Annotated in this window: 20 protein-coding genes; 7 read left to right on the top strand and 13 right to left on the bottom strand. The window is 44.7% G+C overall.

The genetic code is table 11. From position 1 onward, the window contains the following. Positions 1-218: 218 nt before the first annotated feature. Complete coding sequence (locus PLE34_RS12460) at positions 219-2,513, bottom strand: glycosyl hydrolase family 95 catalytic domain-containing protein (RefSeq protein ID WP_324557461.1); 2,295 nt, start codon at positions 2,511-2,513, stop codon at positions 219-221. A gap of 269 nt (positions 2,514-2,782) precedes the next feature. On the opposite strand from PLE34_RS12460, the gene PLE34_RS12455 reads away from it, so the two are divergent. Next, positions 2,783-3,232 (top strand): META domain-containing protein, encoded by a 450-nt coding sequence (locus tag PLE34_RS12455; RefSeq protein WP_324557460.1) that lies wholly within the window; start codon positions 2,783-2,785, stop codon positions 3,230-3,232. Positions 3,233-3,270: 38 nt separating this feature from the next. Here the strand turns inward: PLE34_RS12455 and PLE34_RS12450 are convergent, their stop codons facing one another. The 5 genes from PLE34_RS12450 to PLE34_RS12430 all read right to left on the bottom strand — a co-directional run bounded on the left by PLE34_RS12450 (position 3,271) and on the right by PLE34_RS12430 (position 10,129). Then, positions 3,271-4,344: a fatty acid desaturase family protein gene (locus tag PLE34_RS12450; protein WP_324557458.1), complete on the bottom strand. Its 1,074-nt coding sequence runs from the start codon at positions 4,342-4,344 to the stop codon at positions 3,271-3,273. Between the two features lie 156 nt (positions 4,345-4,500). Continuing rightward, a complete protein-coding gene (locus PLE34_RS12445) occupies positions 4,501-5,196 on the bottom strand; it encodes a DUF1345 domain-containing protein (RefSeq protein ID WP_324557456.1) in 696 nt (231 codons plus the stop codon). Between the two features lie 136 nt (positions 5,197-5,332). After that, complete coding sequence (locus PLE34_RS12440; protein WP_324557453.1) at positions 5,333-6,772, bottom strand: alpha-L-fucosidase; 1,440 nt, start codon at positions 6,770-6,772, stop codon at positions 5,333-5,335. Positions 6,773-6,806: 34 nt separating this feature from the next. Further along, positions 6,807-8,261 carry a glycoside hydrolase family 32 protein gene (locus tag PLE34_RS12435; RefSeq protein ID WP_324557452.1) on the bottom strand — a complete coding sequence of 485 codons (1,455 nt, stop codon included), beginning with the start codon at positions 8,259-8,261 and terminating at the stop codon, positions 6,807-6,809. A 119-nt stretch (positions 8,262-8,380) separates the two neighbouring features. Next, positions 8,381-10,129, bottom strand: coding sequence for a DUF4091 domain-containing protein (locus PLE34_RS12430; RefSeq protein ID WP_324557450.1), 1,749 nt, complete (start codon positions 10,127-10,129; stop codon positions 8,381-8,383). Between the two features lie 114 nt (positions 10,130-10,243). On the opposite strand from PLE34_RS12430, the gene PLE34_RS12425 reads away from it, so the two are divergent. The 4 genes from PLE34_RS12425 (at position 10,244) to PLE34_RS12410 (ending at position 14,806) form a co-directional block, all read left to right on the top strand. After that, positions 10,244-11,257 carry a LacI family DNA-binding transcriptional regulator gene (locus PLE34_RS12425; RefSeq protein WP_324557447.1) on the top strand — a complete coding sequence of 338 codons (1,014 nt, stop codon included), beginning with the start codon at positions 10,244-10,246 and terminating at the stop codon, positions 11,255-11,257. A 148-nt stretch (positions 11,258-11,405) separates the two neighbouring features. Continuing rightward, complete coding sequence (locus PLE34_RS12420) at positions 11,406-12,755, top strand: hypothetical protein (protein WP_324557444.1); 1,350 nt, start codon at positions 11,406-11,408, stop codon at positions 12,753-12,755. Positions 12,756-12,801: 46 nt separating this feature from the next. Continuing rightward, positions 12,802-13,038 (top strand): DUF6496 domain-containing protein, encoded by a 237-nt coding sequence (locus PLE34_RS12415; protein WP_324557441.1) that lies wholly within the window; start codon positions 12,802-12,804, stop codon positions 13,036-13,038. Positions 13,039-13,249: 211 nt separating this feature from the next. Then, entirely contained in the window at positions 13,250-14,806 is a 1,557-nt protein-coding gene (locus PLE34_RS12410; RefSeq protein ID WP_324557439.1) for a PQQ-dependent sugar dehydrogenase, read from the top strand. On the opposite strand, the gene PLE34_RS12405 is transcribed toward PLE34_RS12410, so the two are convergent. From PLE34_RS12405 to PLE34_RS12385, 5 genes are all read right to left on the bottom strand, one after another. Further along, positions 14,736-15,767, bottom strand: a complete 1,032-nt coding sequence (locus PLE34_RS12405; RefSeq protein ID WP_324557438.1) for an FAD:protein FMN transferase — start codon at positions 15,765-15,767, stop codon at positions 14,736-14,738. The two genes, PLE34_RS12410 and PLE34_RS12405, sit on opposite strands and share 71 nt — an antisense overlap. Positions 15,768-15,877: 110 nt before the next feature. Then, on the bottom strand, positions 15,878-16,759 hold the full coding sequence (locus PLE34_RS12400) for an alpha/beta hydrolase (RefSeq protein ID WP_324557436.1): 882 nt from the start codon (positions 16,757-16,759) through the stop codon (positions 15,878-15,880). Between the two features lie 48 nt (positions 16,760-16,807). Next, positions 16,808-17,359 carry a hypothetical protein gene (locus PLE34_RS12395; RefSeq protein WP_324557434.1) on the bottom strand — a complete coding sequence of 184 codons (552 nt, stop codon included), beginning with the start codon at positions 17,357-17,359 and terminating at the stop codon, positions 16,808-16,810. Between the two features lie 26 nt (positions 17,360-17,385). Continuing rightward, positions 17,386-18,063 carry a gluconate 2-dehydrogenase subunit 3 family protein gene (locus PLE34_RS12390; RefSeq protein WP_324557433.1) on the bottom strand — a complete coding sequence of 226 codons (678 nt, stop codon included), beginning with the start codon at positions 18,061-18,063 and terminating at the stop codon, positions 17,386-17,388. A gap of 44 nt (positions 18,064-18,107) precedes the next feature. Next, positions 18,108-19,847: a GMC oxidoreductase gene (locus PLE34_RS12385; RefSeq protein ID WP_324557432.1), complete on the bottom strand. Its 1,740-nt coding sequence runs from the start codon at positions 19,845-19,847 to the stop codon at positions 18,108-18,110. A gap of 158 nt (positions 19,848-20,005) precedes the next feature. Here PLE34_RS12385 and PLE34_RS12380 point away from each other — a divergent pair, with 158 nt between their 5' ends. Further along, a complete protein-coding gene (locus PLE34_RS12380) occupies positions 20,006-21,496 on the top strand; it encodes a gluconokinase (RefSeq protein ID WP_324557431.1) in 1,491 nt (496 codons plus the stop codon). On the opposite strand, the gene PLE34_RS12375 is transcribed toward PLE34_RS12380, so the two are convergent. Both PLE34_RS12375 and PLE34_RS12370 read right to left on the bottom strand, forming a co-directional pair. After that, the gene (locus PLE34_RS12375) at positions 21,438-22,604 is read right to left on the bottom strand and encodes an IscS subfamily cysteine desulfurase (RefSeq protein WP_324557429.1); all 1,167 of its coding nucleotides are present in this window, start codon (positions 22,602-22,604) and stop codon (positions 21,438-21,440) included. The genes PLE34_RS12380 and PLE34_RS12375 overlap by 59 nt on opposite strands. Before the next feature lie 295 nt (positions 22,605-22,899). Next, positions 22,900-23,550, bottom strand: a complete 651-nt coding sequence (locus tag PLE34_RS12370; RefSeq protein ID WP_324557427.1) for a metal-dependent transcriptional regulator — start codon at positions 23,548-23,550, stop codon at positions 22,900-22,902. A 191-nt stretch (positions 23,551-23,741) separates the two neighbouring features. On the opposite strand from PLE34_RS12370, the gene PLE34_RS12365 reads away from it, so the two are divergent. Beyond that, positions 23,742-25,997, top strand: a complete 2,256-nt coding sequence (locus tag PLE34_RS12365) for a TonB-dependent receptor (protein WP_324557422.1) — start codon at positions 23,742-23,744, stop codon at positions 25,995-25,997. The last annotated feature ends 103 nt before the right edge of the window (positions 25,998-26,100 follow it).

Genomic DNA, 26,100 nt, shown 5'->3' with positions numbered 1-26,100 from the left:
AGCTCGATCTTTTTGAACATTTATAAAAATGTCAACCTATTTTAGGCACGCACAATTTGGAACTTGCTATTTGTGATTTGGTGCTTTGCTCTCCGGATGCGGTCTGACCCTCCTTGTATCGGGTGCTGACCGCCCCTTCGGATTTCGGATTTTTTATCTTCGGATTTGTATTTGAATTTTTATTTGGTTCTTGCTATTTGTTATTTGGTGCTTTATATTTATTCCTGATCATTCTTCAAAACAATAACTCCTCCTGCTTTACAGGTCAGCTCAATAAATCCATTAACCGCTTTGCCTGTAGTTATGCCTTTGGCGGATACGATCTTCCATTGTTCGAAAGGGAGCTTCAGCTTCGTTTGTCCTCCTTTTTCCGCAACGATCTTTATCTCCTTTATCTTTCCGTTTTCCTTCCGGGCATCCACTAAAAAAGCGCCTTCGGCCCTGAGTTGCTGAAAGGAAATGTCTTTCCAGCTCTCCGGAACAGCGGGCATAATTTCAATAAATCCTGCATAGCTCTGTAATAACATTTCCTGCATCCCGGCAGCGAAAGCGAAATTGCCTTCCAGCGTAAAAGGCCGGTAGGTGAATTTGGAATAGCCCGATTTGGTTTGATCGCCATTTACATGAAAGCTATTGGGGAGGCAAAATGCTTTAGCAAAGATCTGTAACGAATTTGCCGCGCCTTCCCCGTCTTTAGCCCTTGCCTTTATATTTCCAAGCCAGGAGTAAGAATATCCGCACCAGTAATCCGGCCCTATCTTTTCAAGCAGCGCTATTGTATTTTTAATGACAGATTGCGCTTTTTCACCATCCTCCCATTTAATCAAACCTAAAGGATGAATGGCCATAAGATGCGAAAAATGCCGGTGCGATTCATTGTAGGGCAGGGTGGGAGCAAACATCAGCTCATCATTGGCCGTAATGGAATAGTCTCCGAATTCGGAAAGTGTTTTTTCCCAGCGGGCCGCTTCATTCGGTAGTCCTAAGGCACGCGCCATCTCTGCTGCTGCGGTAAAACTGAACTTCATCAATGCCAGGTCGTAGTTGGTATTTTGATGAAACCAGGCCTCCATGCGGTTATCGTTTATTTCCGGGCTGGAGCTGAGCGGCAGTTTTCTTAATCCTTTTTCATCCTTAACTGTTATGCTTGCCAGGAATGTGCAGGTTTCTTTCAGCCAGGGGTAAGCGCGGTTCTTAAGAAATGATTTATCCATACTATACTTCCATTGCAGGTAGTAGTGATGTGCCAGCCAGGAAGATACGGTTGGCGAAAGCGAATATTGCGTCCAGCCTCCCATTTCTGTTCCATCTAAGGTAGTTACGCCCGGTACCGCTAATCCTTCCTTACCGAAAAATAATTTTGTGTAGCGCTTATAGTTCGCTTTGTTCTCATCTAAGTGATCGAGGTAGCCCAGAGCTTCCTCCATATGGTTGGCACTGTAAGCGGGCCAGTAGCTCAGTTGGGTATTCAGGTCGTGGTGAAAATCGCCTTTCCATGGTGGTATTCTTCCGTTATCCGCCGTCCACACCGCCTGTAAAGAGATAGGTGGCGCTCCCCGTCTTGCGGCTGATCCGAATTTATACTGTTCAAGATACCATTGCTTTTCCAGCAGGAGATCGGGCACACGAATGGCAGATTTACTCCAAAAGTCTTTCCACCAGCTCATATGGGTTGCATAATCCTGTACCATTCCTCTTTGTACAGCACTGTTCACTACTGCCGGAGCAACAGCATTTATTTTTGTATCAGGGTATTGTGACGAAACACTCCATACGCCTTCAATAGTAGCAGCATTTATTTTTTTCCATTGTACGCTGATCTGATATACAAAACCGCCCCATCCTTCCTGTTTGTAGGTAATGCTGTTACCCTGTTGTTGCATGGTGCCCTGCTGGTATCCTAACCGGGCGAGGTCATCGCCTACGAGTGAATTTACTTCGCCGCCTTCTTTTATATCAGACTGGTAAGGAGGGGCGATAAGCTGGGGCTGTATATTTTCTGAAACGTTTTCGAAGCGGAACCATCCAACAGGTTGGCTGGCATGCACAAAAGTTTGTAACAGCATGCCATTTTCCCATTGCACTTCACATACCGCGTTGGCCAGTATCAGCCGTACAGACTTTACTTTTCTATCGGCCGGTATATTGAACTCCAGCGCGCCGGCCGGAATTTTGGAAGGCGCCGGTTCCCTGTCGTAAGGCGCATCAAAATATTCCTGTACGGGTTTATAATCTTTTTTATTTACCTGCTCTTCTATCCACTGGTAGCTGAACTCTTTCCGGTGCAATCCTTTCAGGGGGCGCATGTCCCAGATATCCGACCTGTCTAATGAAAAGCGCAAATGATCTCCTTTCTGCCATACCAGCGCACCAACGGTAGCATTGCCCAGCGGAATGGCTTCATCCCAAACGGTGGCAAGCTGTTTAAAGTGGAGATCGTGTTGCGGCGCCGGCTGTGCCAAAAGTAATGCAGGAAGCAGCAGTAAACTGAAGCAGGAAAGCATTTTATTCATCCTGAAAAATAACGATTTTATGTAATCAGCGGCATGAATGTTTAATTACTTAAGCTTAATGGTAATTTCTTTTATTGCCATATGAAAAAACGATGAGTCCTTTCCTTTTTTTATACCGGTTACTTGCATCAAACTGTGCATTATTGTGTTGAGGTTAATTGTGAAAGTGACGTGGTATTCAGGAAGGAACTGTTGATATTCAGCCACGAACAGCGTATATTTATGACGCTCCTGCTGTTTGTATATAACCAGACAAAAAAAATTGTTTTATGAAACAAGTAATGATATTGGCTTTAGGTTCTTTTATACTCTTAGCCGCCTGTAAAAGCGCTAATGTAAATAACACCCAAAGCAGGCAAACGGATAATTCCGGTATTGAAAAACTTAATGGCACGTGGGAACTGGAATACATATCGGGTCCCCGGATCGCTTTCCAGGGATTATATCCCGACAGGAAGCCGGTGATCACTTTTAGTACTTCCGACAGCAGTTTTGGTGGAAATACAAGCTGCAATGCTTTCAGCGGAAAACTAAGGGCAGATAACAGGAGCATAAGCTTCTCTGATCATATGGCTTTAACAAAGATGTTTTGCCCCGGCAGCGGGGAGCCGGTATTCATAGAAACACTGAAAAAGATTAATGCTTATACCGTACAGGATAGCACCCTTACGTTTATGATGGATGAAGTGCCGATGATGCGGTTTGCAAAAAAGCAGTAAACGCATATCACTTACGGTATTGGGTAACTGAAGACCTGCTACGCTTTTTGACCCAATTCCCTGATAAAGCGAAAGTGCGAATATACAGCCCGTCCCATAGTAGGAATACTGTTATAAGGTAAATTGAAAGCTTTACATTTTTCTTCAACAATTTTACTTAAGGCCGGGTAATGCACATGGCTGATGCGGGGAAACAGGTGATGCTCTATCTGGTAATTCAACCCGCCGGCAAACCAGGAAACAATTTTATTACCGGGAGAGAAGTTGGCCGTGGTTTTTACCTGGTGCACCGCCCATTCATTTTCTATCATTTTTGTTTCATGAATGCCAGCCACTTCAAATTCGGTTTCTTCCACCACATGCGCTAACTGGAATACAATGGCGAGCACAAATCCAAGACCTATATGCATGCTTAAGAAAAATACCAGCCAGCCCTGCCAGCCCATCAGAAGAACAGGCAAAGCAATATAAAATAATACATACATCAGCTTGCTGAACCAAAAAACGAAATGATCGTTTCCCGACATTTTACCTAAAGGACTGTTGTTTACTTTTCTTTTAAAATATTTTTCAAAATCCTGGAAAAGGATCCATATCAATGAGCTTATGGAGTATAACAGGGGGGTGTACAGATGCTGGATTTTATGCATCGGCTTCCATACCTGCGTTCTGCACATGCGTATAAAAGGGCTTTTTGCGATATCATCATCTACCCCGTCCACATTGGTATACGTATGGTGGATGATATTGTGCTTTTGTTTCCATATGAAATTATTTCCGCCAAGGGCATTGATGGAAAGTCCGAGCGTGCTGTTTACCCATTTTTTGCTGGAGTAGCTTCCGTGGTTGGCATCGTGCATTACATTAAACCCGATGCAGGCCATTAAAAAACCTAATGCACCGCCCAAAACAATAGTTAGTATTAAGGGCATGGAAACAAAAAGAAGAACGATATATATGGCAACGGCTGCAGGTATGAGGGTTAGTGTTTTAGTATATAGTAACCAGTTGCCTGTTTTTCTTAGATTTCTTTGTTTAAAATAATCGTCTACAGATGCTTTAAGTGATGAGAAAAATACGGCGTTTTTGTTGTTGAATAATACTTTGGACATTAATTGAATTGTGTTTTTATTTTACGGGATGATATGAAGATATGTTAAATATATGCAGGAACAAGCAGCGATCTTGCCAATCTTGTCACAATATTAACTGCCGGGAGGCGAAGGGGTTAAAGCAAACAGGGCGATTAAACCTCAAACCCGGGGCACTCACTCGCCCAATCCTGCTATAATATTGATCGTAAGCGCCACTATAACAGTGTTGTAGCCAAATGCGATCAGCCCATGCCACAGGGCCCACCGTCTTATTTTTTTGGATGTTACCGAAACATCGGATACCTGAAAAGTCATACCCAGTACAAAGGAAAAATAGGCGAAATCAAGAAAATCCGGTTTGTCTTCTTCCGGGAAATCCATTCCGCCGGCATGCGTTTGTGAATGCGATATATGATTGCTGTAATACAGATGTGCATATCGTACGGCAAAAACCGTATGCACCAGCGCCCACGATAAAATCATTGCGGTTATGGCAATGGGTAAATGCAGCTCTTTTGCAACCGGCTCCTGCTTTTTGGTGGTAAGCAATAGTATAACCGCCAGCATGCTCACGAAAGTTGAAATGAGAATGATGAAAAAAATAACGGTACGGCTTGGGTCCTCCTTAGCAGCCTGTTTGCGTATATGAAGTTGTGGTGTAGTGAAAAAGGAGTGCCAGTAAAACAAAAGCAGTAGAAAACAAAAACCATCCCATCCCAGCATTATATGCGACAAAGCGGCCAAATGCGTATGCGGAAAAGGGATCAGCCACGATAAACCTGTTGCTATAACGGCGCAAATCATTATTTTATAAGCAATATGCAGCCGGTTAAACCACGAAAGATTTTTTTTGTCCGCGGTATCATTCATAATGCTGTTTTAAACAATGGTGCTTAATACTACTGTCGGGGTAGCTATAGGAGTTCCAGGTCTCAAGTTACAGGTGCAGGGGTATTTCCTTGTAACATGGGCCCTGTAACCTGCAACATCTTTCACGTCTCACCTCTCACTTTTCTACCAACTGCCCGGGTATCCGGTAAGCGGCAATATCACTTATCAATGCATTTCCTTTGGTATCCTCAATTACAATGTCAACCGAGGTTACGGCAGTAGCATCAAAAGTAAGCAGCCGCTTATGCCCGATGGTTGTGCCCTCAATGGTTTTAACCGTTTCTTCTCCATTTTTCAGCAGGCATTTGAATTGTTTTATACTTTGTCCTAATGCAATGTATTCCTTCAGCAAAATACAATTGATCGTTTCTGCTTTGCCCGGATCAATGGTAATAATATTTTTATCGCCTCCGGCATTAATATAATCCTTCGCAAAGCCATTGTCAAAATGTATGGTAACCGGTTCACCTGCGGCATTCGTATACCGGACGCTTATATTTTTGAAAAGATTATCGGCAAAGCTTTCATCGCGGTATTTTTTAAATCCTGCCAGCGCTGCTGAATCATTAGGATGTATCAGCCCTCTTCTGTCGGGCGGAACATTCAATAAAAAAGAGGAGCCGCGTCCAACCGATTTGAGGTAGAGGTCAAACAGTTGCTCCGGCGTTTTTACTTTGTCGTCTTCTTCGGCGTGATAGAACCATCCCGGCCGGATACTCACATCACATTCTGCGGGGATCCAGTTTTTACCATTCACGTTGCCCTGGTTCAGGGTGTCCTGCGATGGAGCCCCGGCGCCTCTTGTAAATCCCGCGGTATCTAAAAGGTTCCAGTTGGTTTTACCCGCTATGCCGCTTTCATTACCTACCCAGCGAATATCGGGGCCAATGTCACTGAACACTACCGCATCAGGCGCCAGCTTTTTGATTTCTTTTTCAAACCGGGCAAAATCATACACCTGTTTTTTGCCGTTGGGGCCTTCGCCGTTAGCGCCGTCCCACCAAAACTCAAATAATGGACCGTACTGCGTTGTTACCTCAGCCATTGTATTTACATACACATCATTGTATTCGGGCGTGCCATATTCCGGGTGGTTACGATCCCAGGGCGAAAGATAAATGCCAAATAACAAGCCGTTGGCTTTGCAGGCTTCCGACAATGCCTTTACCACATCGCCTTTGCCATTCTCCCATTTGCTTTCGCGTACGGTATGTTTTGAATATTTGCTCGGCCATAAGCAAAAGCCATCGTGGTGCTTGGCAGTTAAAATAATTCCTTTGGCGCCGGATTGTTTGGCAATGGTTGCCCATTGATTACAGTCGAGGGCGGTAGGGTTAAATGCATCTGCAGGCTCATCTCCATGCCCCCATTCCTTATTTGTGAACGTATTGGGCCCAAAGTGAATGAACCAGTAAAATTCCAGGTCGTGCCAGGCAAGCTGCTGCGCGGTAGGAACCGGGCCAATAGCTTCAGGCGCTTTTTCCTGCTTTGCAACTGTATTACAGGACATGCTAAAGAGGGCGCAAATGGAGACAATAAAAAAAATCTTTTTCATGTTTACGTATTCAGGTAAATATTAGTGATGCTTATTATTGTTGCCAGGCAGATTTCAGCTTATATACTTCCATGCTTTCCACTTTTACATTTCCTCCTTCGCTGTAAAATTCCAGGTCATTGAATGTATATACCGGTATAAAGCAACCGGATAACGATATTTTGCCACCATTGGCAAATACTTCTAAGGAAGCCCTGTCTGCCAGTATACGTAATTCAATTTTTCCATTCACCGGTTCAAGGTCAACAGTCTTTCCCAATACGCTTAGCTTTTTGTTTTGTGCATCATAACGCACAGGAGTACCGCTTGTTTCGGAATTGCCTTTGCGGATCACAAAGCCAAATGCCGCTGCCGTTCCGGGTTCTATTACGGCCTGTATATCCAGCGCGTCTCCTTTTACGGCAGATAATATATTTGAGCCGGGTTGCACCTGCCTGTTTGTTACTGAAAATTTCTCCCCGTAAATATTTTCTATTTCCACCACCGGGTTCCTGCAAACACGCAGTCCTTCCGGAAATCTTTTTAAAGTAAGCACACAGGGAAAAGCCATTTGCTGGTTAAACGGTGCATCGGGATACGTGCCGCCATTCATCCACGCAATTTGAATACGCCTGCCGTCTGCCGCCGGAATATCGCTGTAAGATTGCGCGGCGTAAAAATTATTACCCACATCCATCTTTATCTTTTCCGTTTCAGGCGTAAAGGTGCTGCCGTTAAAGCTGCCAACAAAGTAGCCACCGTCTGCTCCATGCAGCACCCATTTTTTTTCTGCGGGATTACCATCCACGGCAAGTTCAAACAGGTCGGGGCATTCATACATTCCTTTAATAAAACTTTTTTGTTCCCACTGTAATAAGTTGGTTGAATTATATATGGCAATACCTCTTCCCTTTTCATCTTTGTCGGGACCGATATATAAAACCATTACCCATTTTTTTGCCGGCTCATGCCAGAAAACTTTAGGGTCGCGTTCATCCATCGTTCCGTTTTTCATAACCGGTATAACCGGGTTGGGATAGGTTTGCCAGGTTTTGCCGGCGTCATTGCTGTATACCAGCCGCTGCCCGCAGTGCATTGCGGTATAGATAAGTACAATCGTTTTTTCATTCCCTTTTTGTAAGCCCGAAGTATTATTCCAGTCTACCACCGCGCTTCCCGAAAACGCGGGACAGGTATAATTACCGGGTGTTCCTTCTAACGGGTAAACAGCTAAGGGCCGGTGTTTCCAGTGCAGCATATCATTGCTTACGGCATGCCCCCAGTGCATATTGCCCCAGCCTTTGCCATAAGGGTTATACTGGTAAAAAAGATGGTATTCCCCTTTATAATATACCAGTCCGTTCGGGTCGTTCAGCCAGTTTTTTTCCGCGGTAAAATGGAATTGCGGGCGGTAGGGTTCATTGTAATAAGACGCGCTTGTTTGGGCAAGGCCGGAAACGCCTGGCAATATTGCCGCAAGCGTAAAAAGGAACAGGAACGAACGGTGCATGAGATTCCACTTATGAAGTAAGAAAATGAGTATTAAATACAGGTTGAAAGATAAGGCTATTTCTATTTACCGGTTAATGGTAGCATGGTTTTTTATTCCGGCTATTTTGCAGTCGGTGATCATTCATTTAATATTTTCTTTGCCTGCCGCACCATATCTTCCGCGGGTATGGTCTTTAGTTTTTCAATGGCAAAAGGTTGTAAAACGTTATCTAATTTTTGTAATGACCGCGTATTTCCTTTTACGGTAAATTCTTTTTGCAGCAGCTTTATCTTTTCAAAATCCTGGATGCCTTCAATGAGCTTTTCAAAACGTACGGAGGTACGCGGACCGGGGTACACCTGGTACGTATCGCCTGCGGGCCAGCTCCGGAAGCGCGAATCCCTGAGCGGATCTGCTACCCAACTGTTATAAGCCCAGCGGAGGTAACCTGTAAAACCTTTTGCCGCCGCATACCAGCCAAGCCATACATGCTCGGCCGGAGGAGAGAAGGTAAATCCGTTGGGATAATTTTCGGTGCAGCAGGTGTAATACGTGCTGGGCTTGCCCTCGGCTATGCGTTCTTTCAGCACGGCTTCATCAAACTGCAGGTTAGAGGCCAGGCAATAGTCGTATATGTCTTTTTCTATTTCGGGATGATAGTTGCCGGCAAGCGCGATCTTCCATCCCGGATCAATGCTTTTAAGCAAGGCGATCACTACCTGCATATCTTTCATGGGGCGTTCATCCATAGCAATAGTGGTAATATCAAACCAGCCTTTGTGCTTTAAGTGCTGTGTGAAATCCTTCAGCATGCTTGTCCAGTGCGCGGTATATTCAACCGAGCCAATAGGTGCTTTAAGCATGGTGTCTTTACCTGCTGCTTCATCAAAATAGCGGAACGACAAAGCCCAGGGCACCATCGTATAACAGTTGATGCGTTTGTTAATGCCGCAGCTCATCACAAAAGCAACATATTTATCAAACAGGCTGTAATCGTATACCCATGAACCGTCTTTGTGTTTTGTCCATTTAATCAGGCCTGGAAAATCGTCATAGGTTTGATGTCCCCACGGTTCGTCCATAATGCTTGCCGTAATATTTTTTTGACCCGCACCGGCTAATAAGGTGTAATAAGGCTTCATCAGATCAAAGTGTTTATCGCTCCACAGGGGCACATCGTGTACTCTTGCAATTGCGGCCGGGTGCTGCCAGAGATCAAGATCAAATGTCCATTTATCCGGTGTTGGTAATACGCGGTCAATTACTTTAACGGTATAATATAACGTATAGCTTTTATCTGCTTTAACCGTAATGCTTCCTTTATAGTTTCCGGGCCGGGCGTTCTGCGGAACGTGAATGCTCAGCCATATGGGCTGAACAGTGCGGGCGTCAACCGGCATGGAAGATATGATATCTATGGCATCTGCCGCCAGCGAGGAATCGAAATCGGCAGGTTTACGGTAACCGCAGCCGCCGGCAAATTCATCTGTAATTACATAGCGGATAAAGCCGGCTTTGATATTCGGAGCCGGAATGGTTTGCTTTTTTGCATTTACCAGGTTGCTAAGTGTATAAGTTAACTGCGTTACAGGCTCGTTTGTCCATACCAGCAGTTGTGTGTGCACTTTTTCTCCTTTCCATGCCGCAGCGTTCCAGCTTTGCTGAACGGCTGTAAACGGAACTTTCTCTTTGGCATACCTGGTATTGCTGTTGGCGAAACTTACCATTACAGGCTGTTGCAGCGTTTGCCAGCTTTCATCAGGTGGCGAAAGCCGGATTGCGGCTTCGGTAAAATAACGATTGTCTTCCGTGCTGTAGCTTTTATCCTGCCCAAAGAGCAGGAAGGTGCAGAACGCTGCCGGCAATATCATTAACCATTTTTTCATAACTGTAAATTTGAACCAGGTTAAAACTACAGGAATAAATGGAAAAGAAACGGGGCAAACGATTGCATGATTGTTTTTGATACCCAAAAATATGCTGTTATCTTAGCTATCCGTATGGAGAAAAAGGTACCTACAATAAAAGAGATCGCAAAAAAGCTCAACATTTCTGTTTCAACGGTTTCACGGGCTTTGCATGATCACCCCAGCATAGGGCTGCGCACTAAAATGCAGGTGCAAAAGCTGGCAAAGGAAATAAATTATGAGCCTAACCAAACGGCTATTCAGTTCAAGCAGGGCAAAACGTTCACGCTCGGGCTTATCCTTCCCAACCTGCGCGAGGAGTATTTTTCTTCCGCTATAAGCGGTGTAGAGGATACCGCCTTTAAAAGCAATTACAATGTGCTGATCGGGCAATCGCACGACCTGCTCGACAGGGAGCAGCAGATCGTGGAAACCATGCGTAAGCACCGGGTTGACGGGGTGCTGGTTTCTATTTCAAAACAAACCAACAGCATTGAACATTTTGAGCAGTTAGACAAGTACAATATACCTGTTGTTTTTTTTGACCGCGTACCCAATGTGCCCAATATTCATTCGGTATGGTGCAGCTTGTATTACAGTACAGTTGAAGCTGTAGCGTTTTTGTTCGGCAGGGGACATCAGCGGGTAGGTTATATACAGGGGCCGTTATCTTTAAATATTAAGAACGAAAGGCTGGAGGGATATTACGAAGCGCATAAAAAGAAAAAAATACCCGTCAATGAATCATTGATCGCAACTACCGACCTTTCCAAAGAAAGTACGGAGCGGGCAATAGAAAAATTATTGTCACTTAAAAACCGGCCAACGGCCATACTGGCTTTTAACGATAATGTTGCGCTGGATACGATTCAATACGCTAAAAAGAAAAAGCTGAAGATCAATAAAGATATCAGCGTGGTAAGCTACGCTAACTGGCCCATCATCAGTTATCTTGATTTCCCTCCTATAGCTTCTGTAGAACAATTTCCCTATGAGCAGGGCAGCAGGGCAACGGAATTATTATTTAAGCTGCTCAATACCAAATCACCCGAAGGCGCTTTACCGTATGAAAATATTGTACTGAAAAGCGAGCTGATCGTGCATTGATCTTTCCCCGCCTGCCGGATGCGTCAATCGCCGGAATGATGTACATCCTTTCCATAATTATATAACAGCGGCGCCATATTATGGATTGAATTTTGCGTGAAATATAGTCAGCATCCGCAGTACCATGTATATGCTGTAAAAAATGAGTATGAAAAATCTTCTTTTTTTAGCAGGATTACTCGCTTCAGCTGGCGCCAACGCACAGCATGAACACCATATGCCCGCCGCCGATATTATGCATACGGCAAACGATACTATTCTGCCTCATCAGCATCACATGCAGCATGATATGGGTAATATGAGCCATGCTTTTTCTTTAAACCTGCCCATGAGCCGCAATGGCTCAGGTACAGGCTGGCTGCCCGATGCATCGCCTATGTATGGCGTAATGTATCATTCCCCCAAATGGATGTACATGCTGCATGGTAATATTTTTTTGCGTTATAACAACCAGGATATCAGCAAGAGCGGTTCAAGAGGCGGCAGTAAGTTTGACGCCCCCAACTGGATGATGTTCATGGGACAAAGAAAAGTGGGTAACAAAGGATTGTTCCGTTTCAGCGCCATGCTTTCCCTTGATGAGCTGATTGCCGGAGGATCGGGTTATCCTTTATTATTTCAAAGTGGTGAAAGTTATAAGGGAAAACCTTTGGTTGACCGCCAGCATCCGCACGACCTGTTTTCGGAATTGTCTGTGGGCTATACCTATGCCCTTTCACAACAAGCCGATGTATTCGCTTATTTAGGCTATCCGGGTGAGCCGGCATTGGGTCCCGTTGCCTTCATGCATCGCCCATCTGCGTTATATAATCCGGATGCTCCGCTTTCTCATCACTGGACAGATGCAACGCATATTACTTTTGGTGTGGCAACTGTTGGTATGCGTTTGGGTGAATTTAAAATAGAAGGTTCGTCTTTTACAGGAAGGGAGCCCGGTGAAAACCGCTATGATTTTGATAAGCCCCGGTTCGATAGCTGGAGCGGCAGGCTATCGTATAACCCTTCCGGTAACTGGGCACTGCAGGTGTCGCATGCTTTTGTTAACGAACCGGAACCCCTGCATATAAATAAAGATGTTAACAGAACTACCGCATCCGCCGTATACAGTTTGCCGTTAGCGCAGAACGGGTGGTTGAATGCTACTGCGGTTTGGGGCAGAAACAAAAGTAAAAACCATGATGCGGAGCGCGCTTTTTTGTTAGAAGGGTCATGGGGCAAAAGTAAACTGGCATTATACGGGAGGTATGAATATGTGCAAAAGTCAGTTGAGGAACTGGTATTAGATGACGCCATATACGGGCATGACGCCATTTTTCCGGTGCATGCTTTTACCGCCGGTGTTAATTACGATTTGCTGAATATTAATAAACTTATCGTAGCCGGCGGCACACAGTTCACGGTATATAAAACGGATAAGAAGCTGTATGATTTGTATGGCAGATATCCCATGGCTTTTGAAATCTATTTGCGTTTATACCCTGCCTTAATGAAAATGTGATCTGGCACGATAATTACCTTATTTATTAGTACTAAATAATGAAGTTATGGCAAGGTATTCCAAAAAAGCGCAGGAAAAAGTAGCAAGCGCTATGCATGAAATGAAGGAGGGGAAATTAGTAAGCGGTAAAAGTGGGAAAAAGGTTACCAATCCCAAACAGGCTGTTGCCATAGCACTTTCGGAAGCCCGCGAAGAAGGCGCCAAAGTACCGAAAAAGAAATCTGCCACTAAAACCGTTGCAAAGAAAAAGAAAGCCTCCGGGAGCAAAACAGCAAAGAAATAATATTGTATTTAATCTTTCCACTTTCTTTATATCTTCTTTGTGGTATTAAATGCACATGCTGCGCAGAATATTACCCATAAGCATTCAGAGAATCATTTGTTTATGCATTTATGGGTTACACAATGGCTGTTTACGCTTATTTCCCGACAAATTCAGACAGGCATGAATTTTTATAATATATTATTGTACTCAAAGCATAATGTGAATGGATATGAAAAGTATAAAATCTTATCTCCTTTGTATCTTTTTTCTTGGCGGTTGTACCACGCTTAAACAACAAATCGCTGTAAACGAAGCCACGCCTGTAAAACCTGTAGATTCACTGCCTGAACCATACGCCACCAAATCGGTCATGCATTTCAGCAATGTGGTAGGATGGAATAAAACAGAAATGCCCGTAGCACCGGAAGGATTTGCGGTAAGCCGGTATGCAGAAAGCCTGCAAAATCCACGGTGGATGTATGTATTGCCCAATGGTGATGTGCTGGTGGCTGAATCCAATACAGAGCATGGTTTGCTTGAAAAGGCTGGTGCAGTAATTATTGGCGCCAGTAAATCGAACGACATGCGAAAAAGCGCTAACCGCATTACCATTTTAAGGGATACAGATAAAGATGGAAAACCTGATGTCAGGGAAGTATTTCTAAGCGGTCTGAACCAACCCTTTGGCATGTTGTTGCTGAAAAATAAATTGTATGTAGCCAATACAGATGCGTTGTGGAAATTTCCCTACGAAAAAGGACAGCTAAAGATAAATGCCGCAGGGGAAAAGATCATTGATTTGCCTGCCGGAAAAAACAACAGGCACTGGACAAGGAATATTATTGCCAACGGCAAAGGGAGCAAGATATATATTGCTATCGGTTCCGGCAGCAATGTAGCAGAAAACGGACTGGAGGAAGATAAAGATAAGGCGAGGATATGGGAAATTAATCCCGATGGGTCAGGACTTAAAGTATATGCAAGCGGACTGCGCAACCCGGTGGGCATGGACTGGGCGCCGGGTACGCAAACATTATGGACTGCAGTTAATGAAAGAGATGAATTGGGCGACAACCTGGTACCCGATTATATAACAAGTGTAAAAAGCGGTGGGTTTTACGGCTGGCCGTATGCTTATTTCGGACAACATATCGATCCCCGCATTGAAGCGAAAGACCAGCGGCCGGATCTGGTTGAGAAAGGCATCGTTCCGGATGTGGCTTTAGGTTCCCATACCGCATCGCTCGGACTGCTTTTTTATACAGGTAAACAGTTCCCCGCAAAATACCGGAACGGTGCTTTTATTGCGCAGCATGGTTCCTGGAACCGGTCGGTACTGGCGGGCTACAAAGTTATTTTTATACCTTTTGAGAATGGAAAACCAGCCGGTAAGGAAGAAGATTTCCTTACCGGCTTTATCATAGAGCCCGAGGGGAAAAAAGTACATGGCCGCCCGGTAGGACTGGCCATGCTGCCTGATGGTTCTTTGCTGGTTACCGACGATACCAGTGATACGATCTGGAGAGTAAGTGTTGAAGATGCAAAAAGCACCAAAGCACAAAAAGCAAGAACCAAACTTGCCTACCGGCAGGCAGGCCTGTCCGCCGGGGCGGATAAATTCCAGGTTCCAAGCCGGATCCCGCATGTGCGGGACGAAATTCGAAGGAGACTGGCAGCCGTTAGCTATCAGCAATTAGCCACAGTACACTCACTTCTCACTTCTCACCTTTCTCCTCCCCCCTCACAAAAAGCCCGTAAAACCTGCTGCTGGCGGTATCAGCAATAGCTCCGCCTGGTGTTTTGTAAATAAAATATGCCGCAAGGTCTTCTCTCTGTTCCGTAAAGATCAATGCTTTTTCGAGCCCCATTGTCATCAGTACATTATCATAGGCATCCGCAGTAATAGCATCTTTGGCGAAAACAGTAACGCTGATCAGGTTGTTCCTGGTGGGATAACCTGTGCGGGTATCTATGGTATGACTGAATTTTTCCCCATTGCTTTCATGAAATTTCCGGTAGTTACCGGAAGTAGTAACCGCGCCTTCGTTAATGGTAATGATCTTTTGTATTACAGGAGCTTCAAATCCATAGTCGCCAGGCGCTTCAATGCCGATGCTCATTTTTTCGCCGCCCGGTTTCTTCCTGCCTTTAACCCTGATCTCACCGCCTATTTCCACTATATAATCGGTAATATGCTGTTGTTCCAGGAAATCCGCAACAACATCCACGCTGTAACCCTGTGCGATGCCGTCAACATCAATAGTAATGCAGGATTTTGTTTTGATGAGCCGGTTGCCTTCTAATTTTATTTTATCCGTTCCAATGCATTGAAGCAACGCGTGAACCTTTGCAGAGTCGGGATATTTTTTTACAGGTTTGGCGCTGAAGCCCCAGGCCTGTACCAATGGTTGTACGGTAATGTCGAACAGCCCTTCCGATTGTTGCCAGGCTTCTATGGATTTACTGACCACAGCGGCAAAATGTTCATCAATAGCAATTCCTTTTTTCGACGCGTTAAACCTGCTGATCAGCGAGAAGGGTTTATATATGGAAAGGGAGCTGTCTATACGGGTTAAAATGCTGTCTACCTGTATTTTCCTCACTATGCTGTCCTTTGCATAATAAGTAATATGCCATGTAGTACCCTGGGCGCTACCGCTCATTTGTATTTTCAGGAAATCATTGCTGCCGTTATATGAACGGAAAATAAGAAAGAGAAAAACTAATGGTGATATATACCAGGCCATGCTTCAAATATAGCGCATACAATGTTCGGGAATCGTTAATTGTATAATCACAAAGCACGGAAAGAATGCTCAAAGCAATGAAATAAATAGCCCGGGAACCCCTGCAATCTCTATTTCTGCCGGAAGCTGTCGCCTATGAAAGCCAGCGCATCGGTAATGCCGGTGCGCCAGTAGGTCCAGCTATGCGCGCCATCGCGTACGCGGTATTCATGCGCTACTAATTTGGAACGCAGGGCAATATGCAATAAAGCATTTCCTTTAGCCAGAAAATCATCATCGCCGCAATCTATCCAGTAGCGTACTTTATTGAGTTCTGCCCCCGACTTTTTTTCAATAATGGATAACGCCGAATTGTCGTACCATGCTTTGCTTAATCTTGCCTTCCCTTTCAAACCGCGCCCATACAATTGTCCAAACGTACGATCCCATTGCGCATCAGGCATGTTTATCATTTCATCGTCGCTGAAAACCGCGGCGCTTAAAGGTGCTGTGGCCACAAAATATTCGGGATATTTTAAAGCATATAGCAGCGATCCGTAGCCGCCCATGGAAAGCCCGGCAACAGCGCGGTATTTCTTTTGTGATTTTATGCGGTAGGTTTTTTCAATGGCGGGAATAAATTCCTGAATAAAGAAGTCTTCGTACTTTTCTTTCCCATCATACGCATTAATATACCAGCTCGAATCTGCATCGGGCATAATAATGATCATAGGTGGTATCGTTCCTTCGGCAATAGCCTTATCGGCATAACGGTTTATTTCGCCAAACTGCAGCCACCCGGTATTGTCGTCGGTATATCCGTGCAGCAGGTATACTACAGGGTAAGTTCTTTGCGAATGCTCATAATCAGCAGGCAGGTATACCGTATAGCTAACATCCCTGCCCAAAATAGTACTGGAAACGGAAGCTTCCTCAATTACTTTTCCGGGTTGCTGGGAATATAATACAGGTGTGGCACAAAGAGAAAGAAAGAATAAAAGGTATGCCTTCATATATGATTGCTGATTTTTTGATTTCTGATTTGAAATATCAAACACATTTTATGGGGCTGGCGTAAAAGTGTAGCTGAGTACCCGTTCTTCATAGTTAGCGAGCGTATACACCACTAAGGTTCCGTTTTTACGGATAAACGTATACCGGTACCGGTCGCTGTTCTGCTCTTTTTTACTGGGTTTTCTGAACCAGCGCTCCAAATCGTACCGCGTGGTATTATATACCTGTATTTTTTTTAACTTACCGGTATTGATCTTTTTATTGTTATAATCTGTATTGCCTTCAACGGGTTCAAATATGGCAGGCCGGTATAAAAAGCTGCCTGCCGTTTGGTTGCTGTCGAAAGTTATGGTTAAGGTATCACCCAGATAGCCATATACATACCGTTCGCCTTTGTCGCTTATGTTTTTTTTAGTAGGCTCTCCGAAAAGCCGCACTGTTTCGCCCGGAGTGGTTACCCCCTTCTCCAGCTTACGAACGCTTTCTTCTGATATGGGATGGTAAATGGCGAAAGGGGTGCTGGCGGGGTTATATCGTTTACTGCATCCCGTTAGTAATATCCCGCACACTACACATGCTACAAGTAAATGTTTATTCATAAGGAAAGACTTTTGATGAAAGCAAATTAAATGAAACTTATGCACTCCTTCAATTCTTTTTCGGTATAAGCCAGCCCATACTGCTTCAGCACATCATCGGGCACGCCATTCCACTGATTGGGCTGGTTACCCTGATATCCTATATCTTCAATGCCTATTTTAGAAGTATAAAAACCGGTACAGGTAAGATTACGCATCAGTGTAAAAAAAGAAACACCCTGCGACATTTCCGGCTTCGCTTTTTTTGGCCAGGCAATATCATCCACTACCTGCATACGCTGCGCCTGGTCGCTATCCTTAAAGTTTTTCTGGAAACGCTGATAGCACTGCCTGTCTATCCAGCGCAGTCCGCCGCGCATGGGCACCTGGTGACCGGGCATATCTTTTACAATAAATTCTATAAAATCGGGAACACCTGCATCGGTAGCGCTGCCGCTTACTTCATCTTTGGGAATGATGATATCCGCCAGTATGGCAATGGTTGCCATTTCATGTTCGGTGAAGAACTTAGCAGACACTACGTTGTTGTAATGCGCTATTTCTTCGGGCTGCCTGTCGGGCCCCGCATCGGGCGTGTTGCCGGAGTCTGCTAAAGTGGCGGCATTATCCGCCTTTTTCTTATCGGGTAATTTGCAGGCATCAAATAAAACAGTGGCAGACAGGGAGCCTAACCCAATTATTTTTAATGATTTTCTTCTGTCCATAGCTGAAAGATTTTTCGAATAATAGTTTTACATGTTTACAGCAATCAGAGATTCTGTTTCTTTAATTCATCAATAATGTATTCGGATGCCCGCATGGATAATGCAAGGATCGTCCATGTGATGTTCTTATCCGCCTGCGATGTGAAGGCTGCGCCGTCTACAACGAACAGGTTTTTGCAATCGTGCGCCTGGTTCCATTTATTGAGCGCCGAGGTTTTAGGGTCGCTGCCCATTCTTGCCGTGCCGCCTTCATGAATGATCTTACCGGGCGATTCGAGCCCGTATTTATTTTCCGGTCCATCATTTCCACCCCAGGTAATTACAGCGCCCATTTTGTGCATGATCTCCTTAAAGGTTTCTTTCATATGCTTCGCCTGCTTCACTTCATAATCGCTCCATTTTACATTGAACCGTAATACAGGGATGCCATATTTATCTACTACCGAAGGATCTATCTCGCAATAGTTGTCGCGCCTTGCCACGGCTTCGCCGCGACCGGCCATACCAACGCCTGCGCCATAAAAAAACCGCTGATCTTCTTTCAGAGAGGCGCCGTAGCCTCCGGCTTCTTTTTTCTTTCCGTTTACTTCGTATGCGCCGTTCTGACTTTCAATACCAAATCCAAAGCCATAGGAAGGCATGCCCATACCGCCCCAGTATTCAATATGATAACCGCGCGGGAAATCTAATTTTTTATTGTCTCCCCACCAGGGTGAATACACATGCATACCGCCTACGCCATCTTCGTTGTAACGTTTTCTGCCAAAGAGTTTGGGAAGATATCCCCCCAAAGCGGCGCCGGTAGAGTCATGCAGGTACCTTCCCACCACATCGCTGGAGTTAGCCAGTCCGTTGGGATGACGCGCAGATTTGGAATTGAGCATCAGCCTCGATGTTTCGCAGGCACTGGCAGCCAGTATCACTACTTTGCCATTTACCTGGTATTCATTCATATCCTCTTTATTTACATAAGATATGCCGGTAGCTAATCCCTGGTCGTTGGTAATAACTTCTCTTGCCATGGCATTGGCAATAACATCTACATTACCTGTGGCAAGCGCGGGGTTTACCAGCACGGAGCCTGAAGAAAAATCGGCATAAAACTGGCACGACCTTCCGCACTGCCCGCAATATACGCATACGCCCCTTTCATTATTAACGGTTTTAGTAAGCATGGAAAGCCGTCCGGGTATTACCGGCACTCCTGAACTAACAGCGGCATTTTTTATAAAAAGCTCATGCAGCCTGGGCTTGGGAGGTGGCAGGAAAAACCCGTCAGGATCATTCTCCAATCCCTCATTGGTACCAAATACACCGATTAATTTATCTACCCTGTCATAAAAAGGCTTAATATCTTCATAGCCTATAGGCCAATCTTCTCCCAATCCGTCAATGCTTCTTCTTTTAAAATCTTTAGGACCAAAACGCAGCGATATCCTTCCCCAGTGATTGGTGCGCCCGCCCATCATACGCGCCCTGAACCAGTCCCATTCCGTTCCGGATGCTTTGGTATAGGGTTCTCCGTCAATGTCCCATCCGCCATAGCAGGCATCAAAATCGCCAAACGGGCGGTATTTTGTGCTGGAACCGCGGCGTGGCGATTCGTAGGGCCATTTAAACTGGGTAACATTTTTTTTAGGATCGAATAAGGCCCCTGCTTCTAACAGGCAAACTTTAACGCCTGCGTTGGCCAAAATATAAGCAGCCATACCTCCACCCGCACCGGAACCTACAATAACCACATCATAATTTTTGGGGTTGGTCTTAATCTGAAAATCTCCCATACAATAATCTGAATTAAAAAAGTTCTTTAAAAGTGAATCCTAAATGTACCATTTTATCTAAAATGAAAATCGCTTTTTTTGTTTTACATAAAGTATCATTGCCTGTATTTAATGCGATAAAGGCCAGACAACTTAATTTTACCTTAACTCAATTACCTATGTCAATTATAATTGGTGCGGATATCGGAACCTCAAATATAAAGGTTATTGCTTTTAAAAATGATAAGGAAGTATTACTATCTGAAACGGCTTCCTGCACTACCATCCAACCCTCTTCAGAAAAAATGGAACAGGATCCGGAACTGATTTTACAATCTGTTAACAGCCTGCTGAAAAAAGTGCTATCGCAATTAGAGGGGAAGCCTGTTACAGGTATTTGCTTTAGTACTGCCATGCACAGCATTATAGCCATAGATGATCATAATAAGCCATTAACCAACGCCATATTATGGGGCGACACAAGAAGTATGCGCCAATGCAACCGCCTGAAAGAAAATGGTATGGCTGAAAAGCTGTACCGGCAAACCGGCGTGCCGCTGCATCCTGCCTTACCCTTATGTAAAATAATGTGGATAAAGGAAAATGAGCCCGGCATATTTAACCGGGCGCATAAATTCATTTCATTGAAGGAATATTTTTTCTTTCAGTGGTTTGAAAAATATATCATTGATCATTCCATTGCCGGCGCCACAGGCATGCAGGATATACACCGTTTACAATGGAGCGGAGCTGCATTGCAGGCTGCGGGCATACGTGAAGAGCAACTGTCGCGGATAGTGCCTGTAACACACACCGAAACACAGCTCACCGGATCGTACAGGAAATATTTCGGGATAGAAAACATACCTTTTATAATTGGTTCAAGCGATGGTTGTTTGGCCAATACGGGCAGCGGCGTTTTTAGTGCAGATGAAGCCGCATTAACTATCGGTACCAGCGGGGCAGTACGCACCACTATTCCGGCACCGGCGCTGAATAAGGAACCCACATTATTTTGCTACCCGCTGCTTGAGGATGTGTTTATAAAAGGAGGTGCGGTAAACAACGGGGGAAATGTGCTGAGCTGGTTCGCCGGAAATTTCATGAACCAAAAATTGTCATCCGAAAGCGACTATGCGTTACTGGTAGACCAGGCCCATACCGTGGATGCCGGGGCAAACGGACTGCTCTTCTTACCTTACCTGCAGGGAGAACGTGCACCCATTTGGGATGCGGCAGCAAGGGGTGTTTTTTTTGGCATGAATAATTTGCATTGCCAGCCCCATTTTGTGCGGGCCACATTAGAAGGCATTAACTATGCATTGTATGATGTTTTTTGTGAGCTCACGAAAGATCATGATCCTGTTAAAACGATATATGCGAGCGGTGGATTTGTACAGTCTGCCCCCTGGGTTCAGATGGTGTCCGACATTTTTAATAAAGAAGTGGTGATCAGCAACCAGGCAGACGCATCGGCTACCGGGGCAGCGCTGCTTGGATGGTATGCCACCGGCGCTTCAAAAAGCTTTATACCCTTATCTTCATCATTAAATAAAGGAAAAACTTTTTATCCCAACAAGGAAAAACATACAACCTATATGCGGCAGTTCGCTATTTTCCGCTCCCTGTACCTGGCGCTGGAAAAAGAGTTTCCCAGGCTGCATCAATAGCATACTCAATTTCCTCCCGCGTGGTAAATCTTCCCAATCCAAAACGGATGGAACTTTTAGCCAGCTCATCATCCAGCTTCATTGCCTTTAACACATGCGATGGCTCCGGGTTAGCAGAAGTGCAGGCGGAGCCGGAAGATACGGCGATGGTACGATTGATTGAGGTAAGCAGTTTATCACCGGGCATACCGGCAAAAGCCAGGTTGGTTACATTAGGCAGGCGATGAATGATGCTACCATTTACAGTAACGTTCTTCATTTGTGTCAACCCTTTTTCAAGCTGGTCTCTCAGCGCACCAATACGATGCGCTTCTTCCTCCATTTGCTGTATGCATAACGCGCAGCATTTGCCTAATGCCACTATACCGGGCACATTCAGTGTTCCGCTGCGCATACCTTTTTCATGACCGCCGCCATCTATCTGCGCTACCAGCCGGACCCGCGGATCCTTTCTGCGCACATATAAAGCACCTGCACCTTTGGGACCATATATTTTATGTGCAGACAGGCAGAGCATGTCTATATTGTCGTCTATTACATCAACAGGTATTTTTCCCACAGCCTGTGTGGCATCTGTAAAAAAAATAATACCATACGTTTTAGCGATAGCGCCTATTTCCTTCACCGGTTGTAGCACACCCGTTTCATTGTTGGCCGCCATGATGCTTATGAGGATCGTATTTGGCCGGATGGCAGCCTTCAGCAAATCCAGGTCCATTATTCCTTCACGGTTCACCTGCAGGTAAGTTACCTCTGCGCCCAGCTTTTCCAAATGCTTACAGGTATCCAGCACCGCTTTATGCTCGGTAACGCAGGTTATGATATGATTGCCTTTTGTGGAATACATTTCATAAACACCTTTCATGGCCAAGTTGATCGCTTCAGTAGCCCCGGAAGTAAAAACAATTTCAGAAGGATCCGCATTGATCAGTTGCGCCACCTGTTCCCTCGCCTGTGTTACCGCTTCCCCGGCTGTCCACCCAAAACTATGACTGCGGCTGGCGGCATTGCCAAAGTGCTCCGTAAAGTAAGGAAGCATAGCCTGCAGCACCTGCGGATCAACCGGTGTTGTTGCATTGTTATCTAAATATATGGGTAGCTTTAACATATGTTGTGGCAAATGAATGTGCGCTCAAAATTACTTGAAATAAAAGGAATGAGTTAATGTGAGAGATGTGGAGATGTGGAAATGTGGCATTTGAAAATGGAGCGATCAACAAATAGGTATCAGGAGAATAACTACTAACGACAGAATGAACACCCATTCTTTCACTCTCAGCTTTCTCTTCTCCTTCGGATTTCAGATTTGCTACTTCGGATTTGAATTTGGCGTTTGAATTTTATTTGGTTCTTGATATTTTGTATTCCTTCGGATTTCGTATTTTAAACATTCGGGCTTCATCTTACACTACCATTAAATTCCTGCATACCATAAAACTGAAAATGGTTTTGGTTTTATTATTGATCTTCACAACCATTGATTTATCGAATGACTGTACTTCCTTTATTTCAATGGAGGAGCCCAGGGTAAGCCCTATGGAATCGAGGAATTGCAAAAAAGCAGCGTCATGGTTGGCCACACCCGCTAACTTGTAGGTAGTGCTGAGATGTCCATCCGACAGCGGAAAGGACTGGTATACCGGCAGCTTGCCATTGGCATCGGGGATAGGCTCACCATGCGGATCAAATTGAGGATGTCCGAGCATTTCGTCTATGCGGTCAAAAAACCTGTCGGACTGAATATGTTCGATCTGTTCAGCAATATCGTGCACTTCTTCCCAGCCAAGACTCATTACTTCCGACAGGAAAAGTTCTGTTAAACGGTGCTTGCGTAAAATATACAAAGCCTGCTTCCTGCCTTTTTCCGTGAGCTCTATGGCCTTGTATTTTTCATACTTTATAAATTTCTTTTCAGCCAGCTTTTTTACCATACTGTTTACCGTAGGCATTTTAATGTTCAGGCTTTCGGCGATGTTTTTAACCGAAATTTCCTGGTTTTCCTGTGCAAGCCGGTAAAGCGTTTTCAGGTAATTTTCTTCTGTAAGTGAAACCATCCGGTAAAGATAAAAGATTCCCTTCTTTACTTGAATAGTAAAAAGAAATAACAATAAACCCGGTGCTCCGAATTGCTATGAACCCTGTGCAGGTATTGTAGCTTAAACGTACAGGAAGAAATAAATATGCAGAATAATTTTGTTAGTTTAATCTAACTTATTATTTTTACTATTGAAATCAATGAGTTGGTATGAAATGTATGCTTTTGCTTATAGGTTTTTTTCTTTATTCAACTGCGCTTATTGCCCGGCAGGAGGTAATCGTAAAGGGCAGGGTAATGGCAGCCGGTAAACCGGTAAGCGGAGCAACGGTGCGTGTGCTGCAAAGCCACCTGGGTACAGTTACCGATTCATCAGGCTATTTTAGTATAGCCGGTATTCAGCAAAAAGCCGTTACGATACAGGTATCTGTTGTGGATTTTGTAACCATTACGCGGGAGATCAGCCTCCAAAGCGATATGGATGTATTGCTTACCATCGAATTGCAGCCTGTTGCAGCCGACCTGTCGGAAATTGTAGTTACAGGAACTATGAAAGAGGTGAGCCGTATGCAAAGCCCTGTTCCTGTTGAAGTGATCACACCTAAGCTCTTTCAAAAGAATCCAACGCCCAGCCTGTTTGAAGCCATTGGTATGGTAAACGGGGTGAAGCCGCAGCTCAACTGTAATGTTTGTAATACGGGCGATATACATATCAATGGCATGGAAGGTCCTTATACCATGATCCTGATTGACGGTATGCCTATTGTAAGCGCTTTATCAACGGTGTATGGCTTAAATGGTATACCCAATAGCATTGTAGAACGCATTGAAGTAGTTAAAGGCCCGGGCTCTTCTTTATATGGTTCGGAAGCCATGGGCGGTATCATTAATGTAATTACCAAAAATCCACTTAAAGCACCTGTTATCAGTGCCGATATATTTGCTACTTCCTGGGGCGAATACAGCGCTGATGCCTCAGTAAAATTTAAAATGGAAAAAGTTACCGGGTTGCTGGGCATCAATTATTTTAACTACCAGCATCCGGCAGATAAAAATAAAGACGGCTTTACGGATCTGACCCTGCAGGACCGGGTTTCGGTTTTTAATAAATGGAATGTGGAAAGAAAAGACAATCGTTTGGCAAGCCTGGCTTTACGGTATGTTTCGGAAAACCGCTGGGGTGGTCAAATGGAGTGGAACAAAACCTGGCGGGGCAGCGATAGTATCTATGGTGAAAGCATATACACGAAACGGTGGGAAGTTATAGGCATGTACCAGTTGCCGGTAAAAGAAAAAATAATGACGCAGTTTTCCTACAACAGGCATCAGCAGGATTCGTGGTATGGCGTTACGCCTTACCTGGCCGAACAGCAGGTGCTGTTTGGGCAGATGTACTGGGACAAGCAGTGGGGGAGCAGGCATGATTTTTTGCTGGGCGGTTCTTACCGTTATACTTTTTATGATGACAATACACCTGCTACGGCTTCAGCCGATGGGGTAAAGAATGCCGCTGCGCGTACACCGCTACCGGGTGTTTTTGTGCAGGACGAGTGGATGATAAATGAAAAAAGCACGCTGCTGGCAGGGTACCGCTACGATTACAATACATATCACGGTAATGTGCACTCGCCGCGGATAGCGTATAAGTTTGCCCCCAACAGCCGCAATACCATCAGGGCCAGCTTTGGCACGGGCTACAGGGTAGTTAACCTGTTTACGGAAGATCATGCAGCTTTAACGGGTGCAAGGGAAGTAGTGATCACCGAAGCGCTTGAGCCCGAAAGGTCGTACAATGGCAATCTCAACTATGTATTAAAGATTCCCATGCAGGATGCCTTTGCAGGGCTGGATATTACGGGGTTTTATTCTTATTTCACCAACAAGATCACAGGCGATTTTGATACAGACCCGGGTAAGATCATTTATGATAACCTCGATGGCCATGCGATATCGCGGGGCATTGCGCTGAACGCAGATTTCAGCTTTACCTTTCCTTTAAAAATATTAGCCGGTGTAACCTACATGAATGTATATTCAATAGAAGACAGGTTGAACATGCCACGTAAGAACATCCAGCTTAATGCGCCGGAATGGTCGGGGAATTTTGTAGTAAGCTATGCTTTGCCTTACGGGTTTGCCATTGATTTTACAGGTAAATGGGATGGGCCAATGCGGCTGCCCGTTTTACCCAATGATTACCGTCCGGAATACTCACCCTGGTTTTGTATAGCCAACCTGCAGCTTTCCAAAAAGCTGGAAAAGGGCATGGAACTGTACGGCGGTGTAAAAAATCTTTTTAATTTTTTACCGAAGGACCCCATCATGCGGCCATTTGATCCTTTTAATAAATACGTGAACGATCCCGTAACTAACCCCTATGGCTATACATTCGATCCCGCTTATAATTATGCGCCGTTGCAGGGCATAAGGGTATTTTTGGGGATGCGGTATAATTTGTTTAAGTAGGTGTGGGGTATAAGGTATAGGGTATAGGGTATAGGGTATAAGGTATAGGGTATAGGGTATAAGGTATAGGGTATAAGGTATAGGGTATAAGGTATAGGGTATA

The sequence above is a fragment of the Agriterribacter sp. genome (assembly GCF_035445465.1).
In the GTDB taxonomy this organism is placed as follows: domain Bacteria; phylum Bacteroidota; class Bacteroidia; order Chitinophagales; family Chitinophagaceae; genus Agriterribacter.
This window is presented reverse-complemented; position numbering and strand designations above follow the sequence as displayed.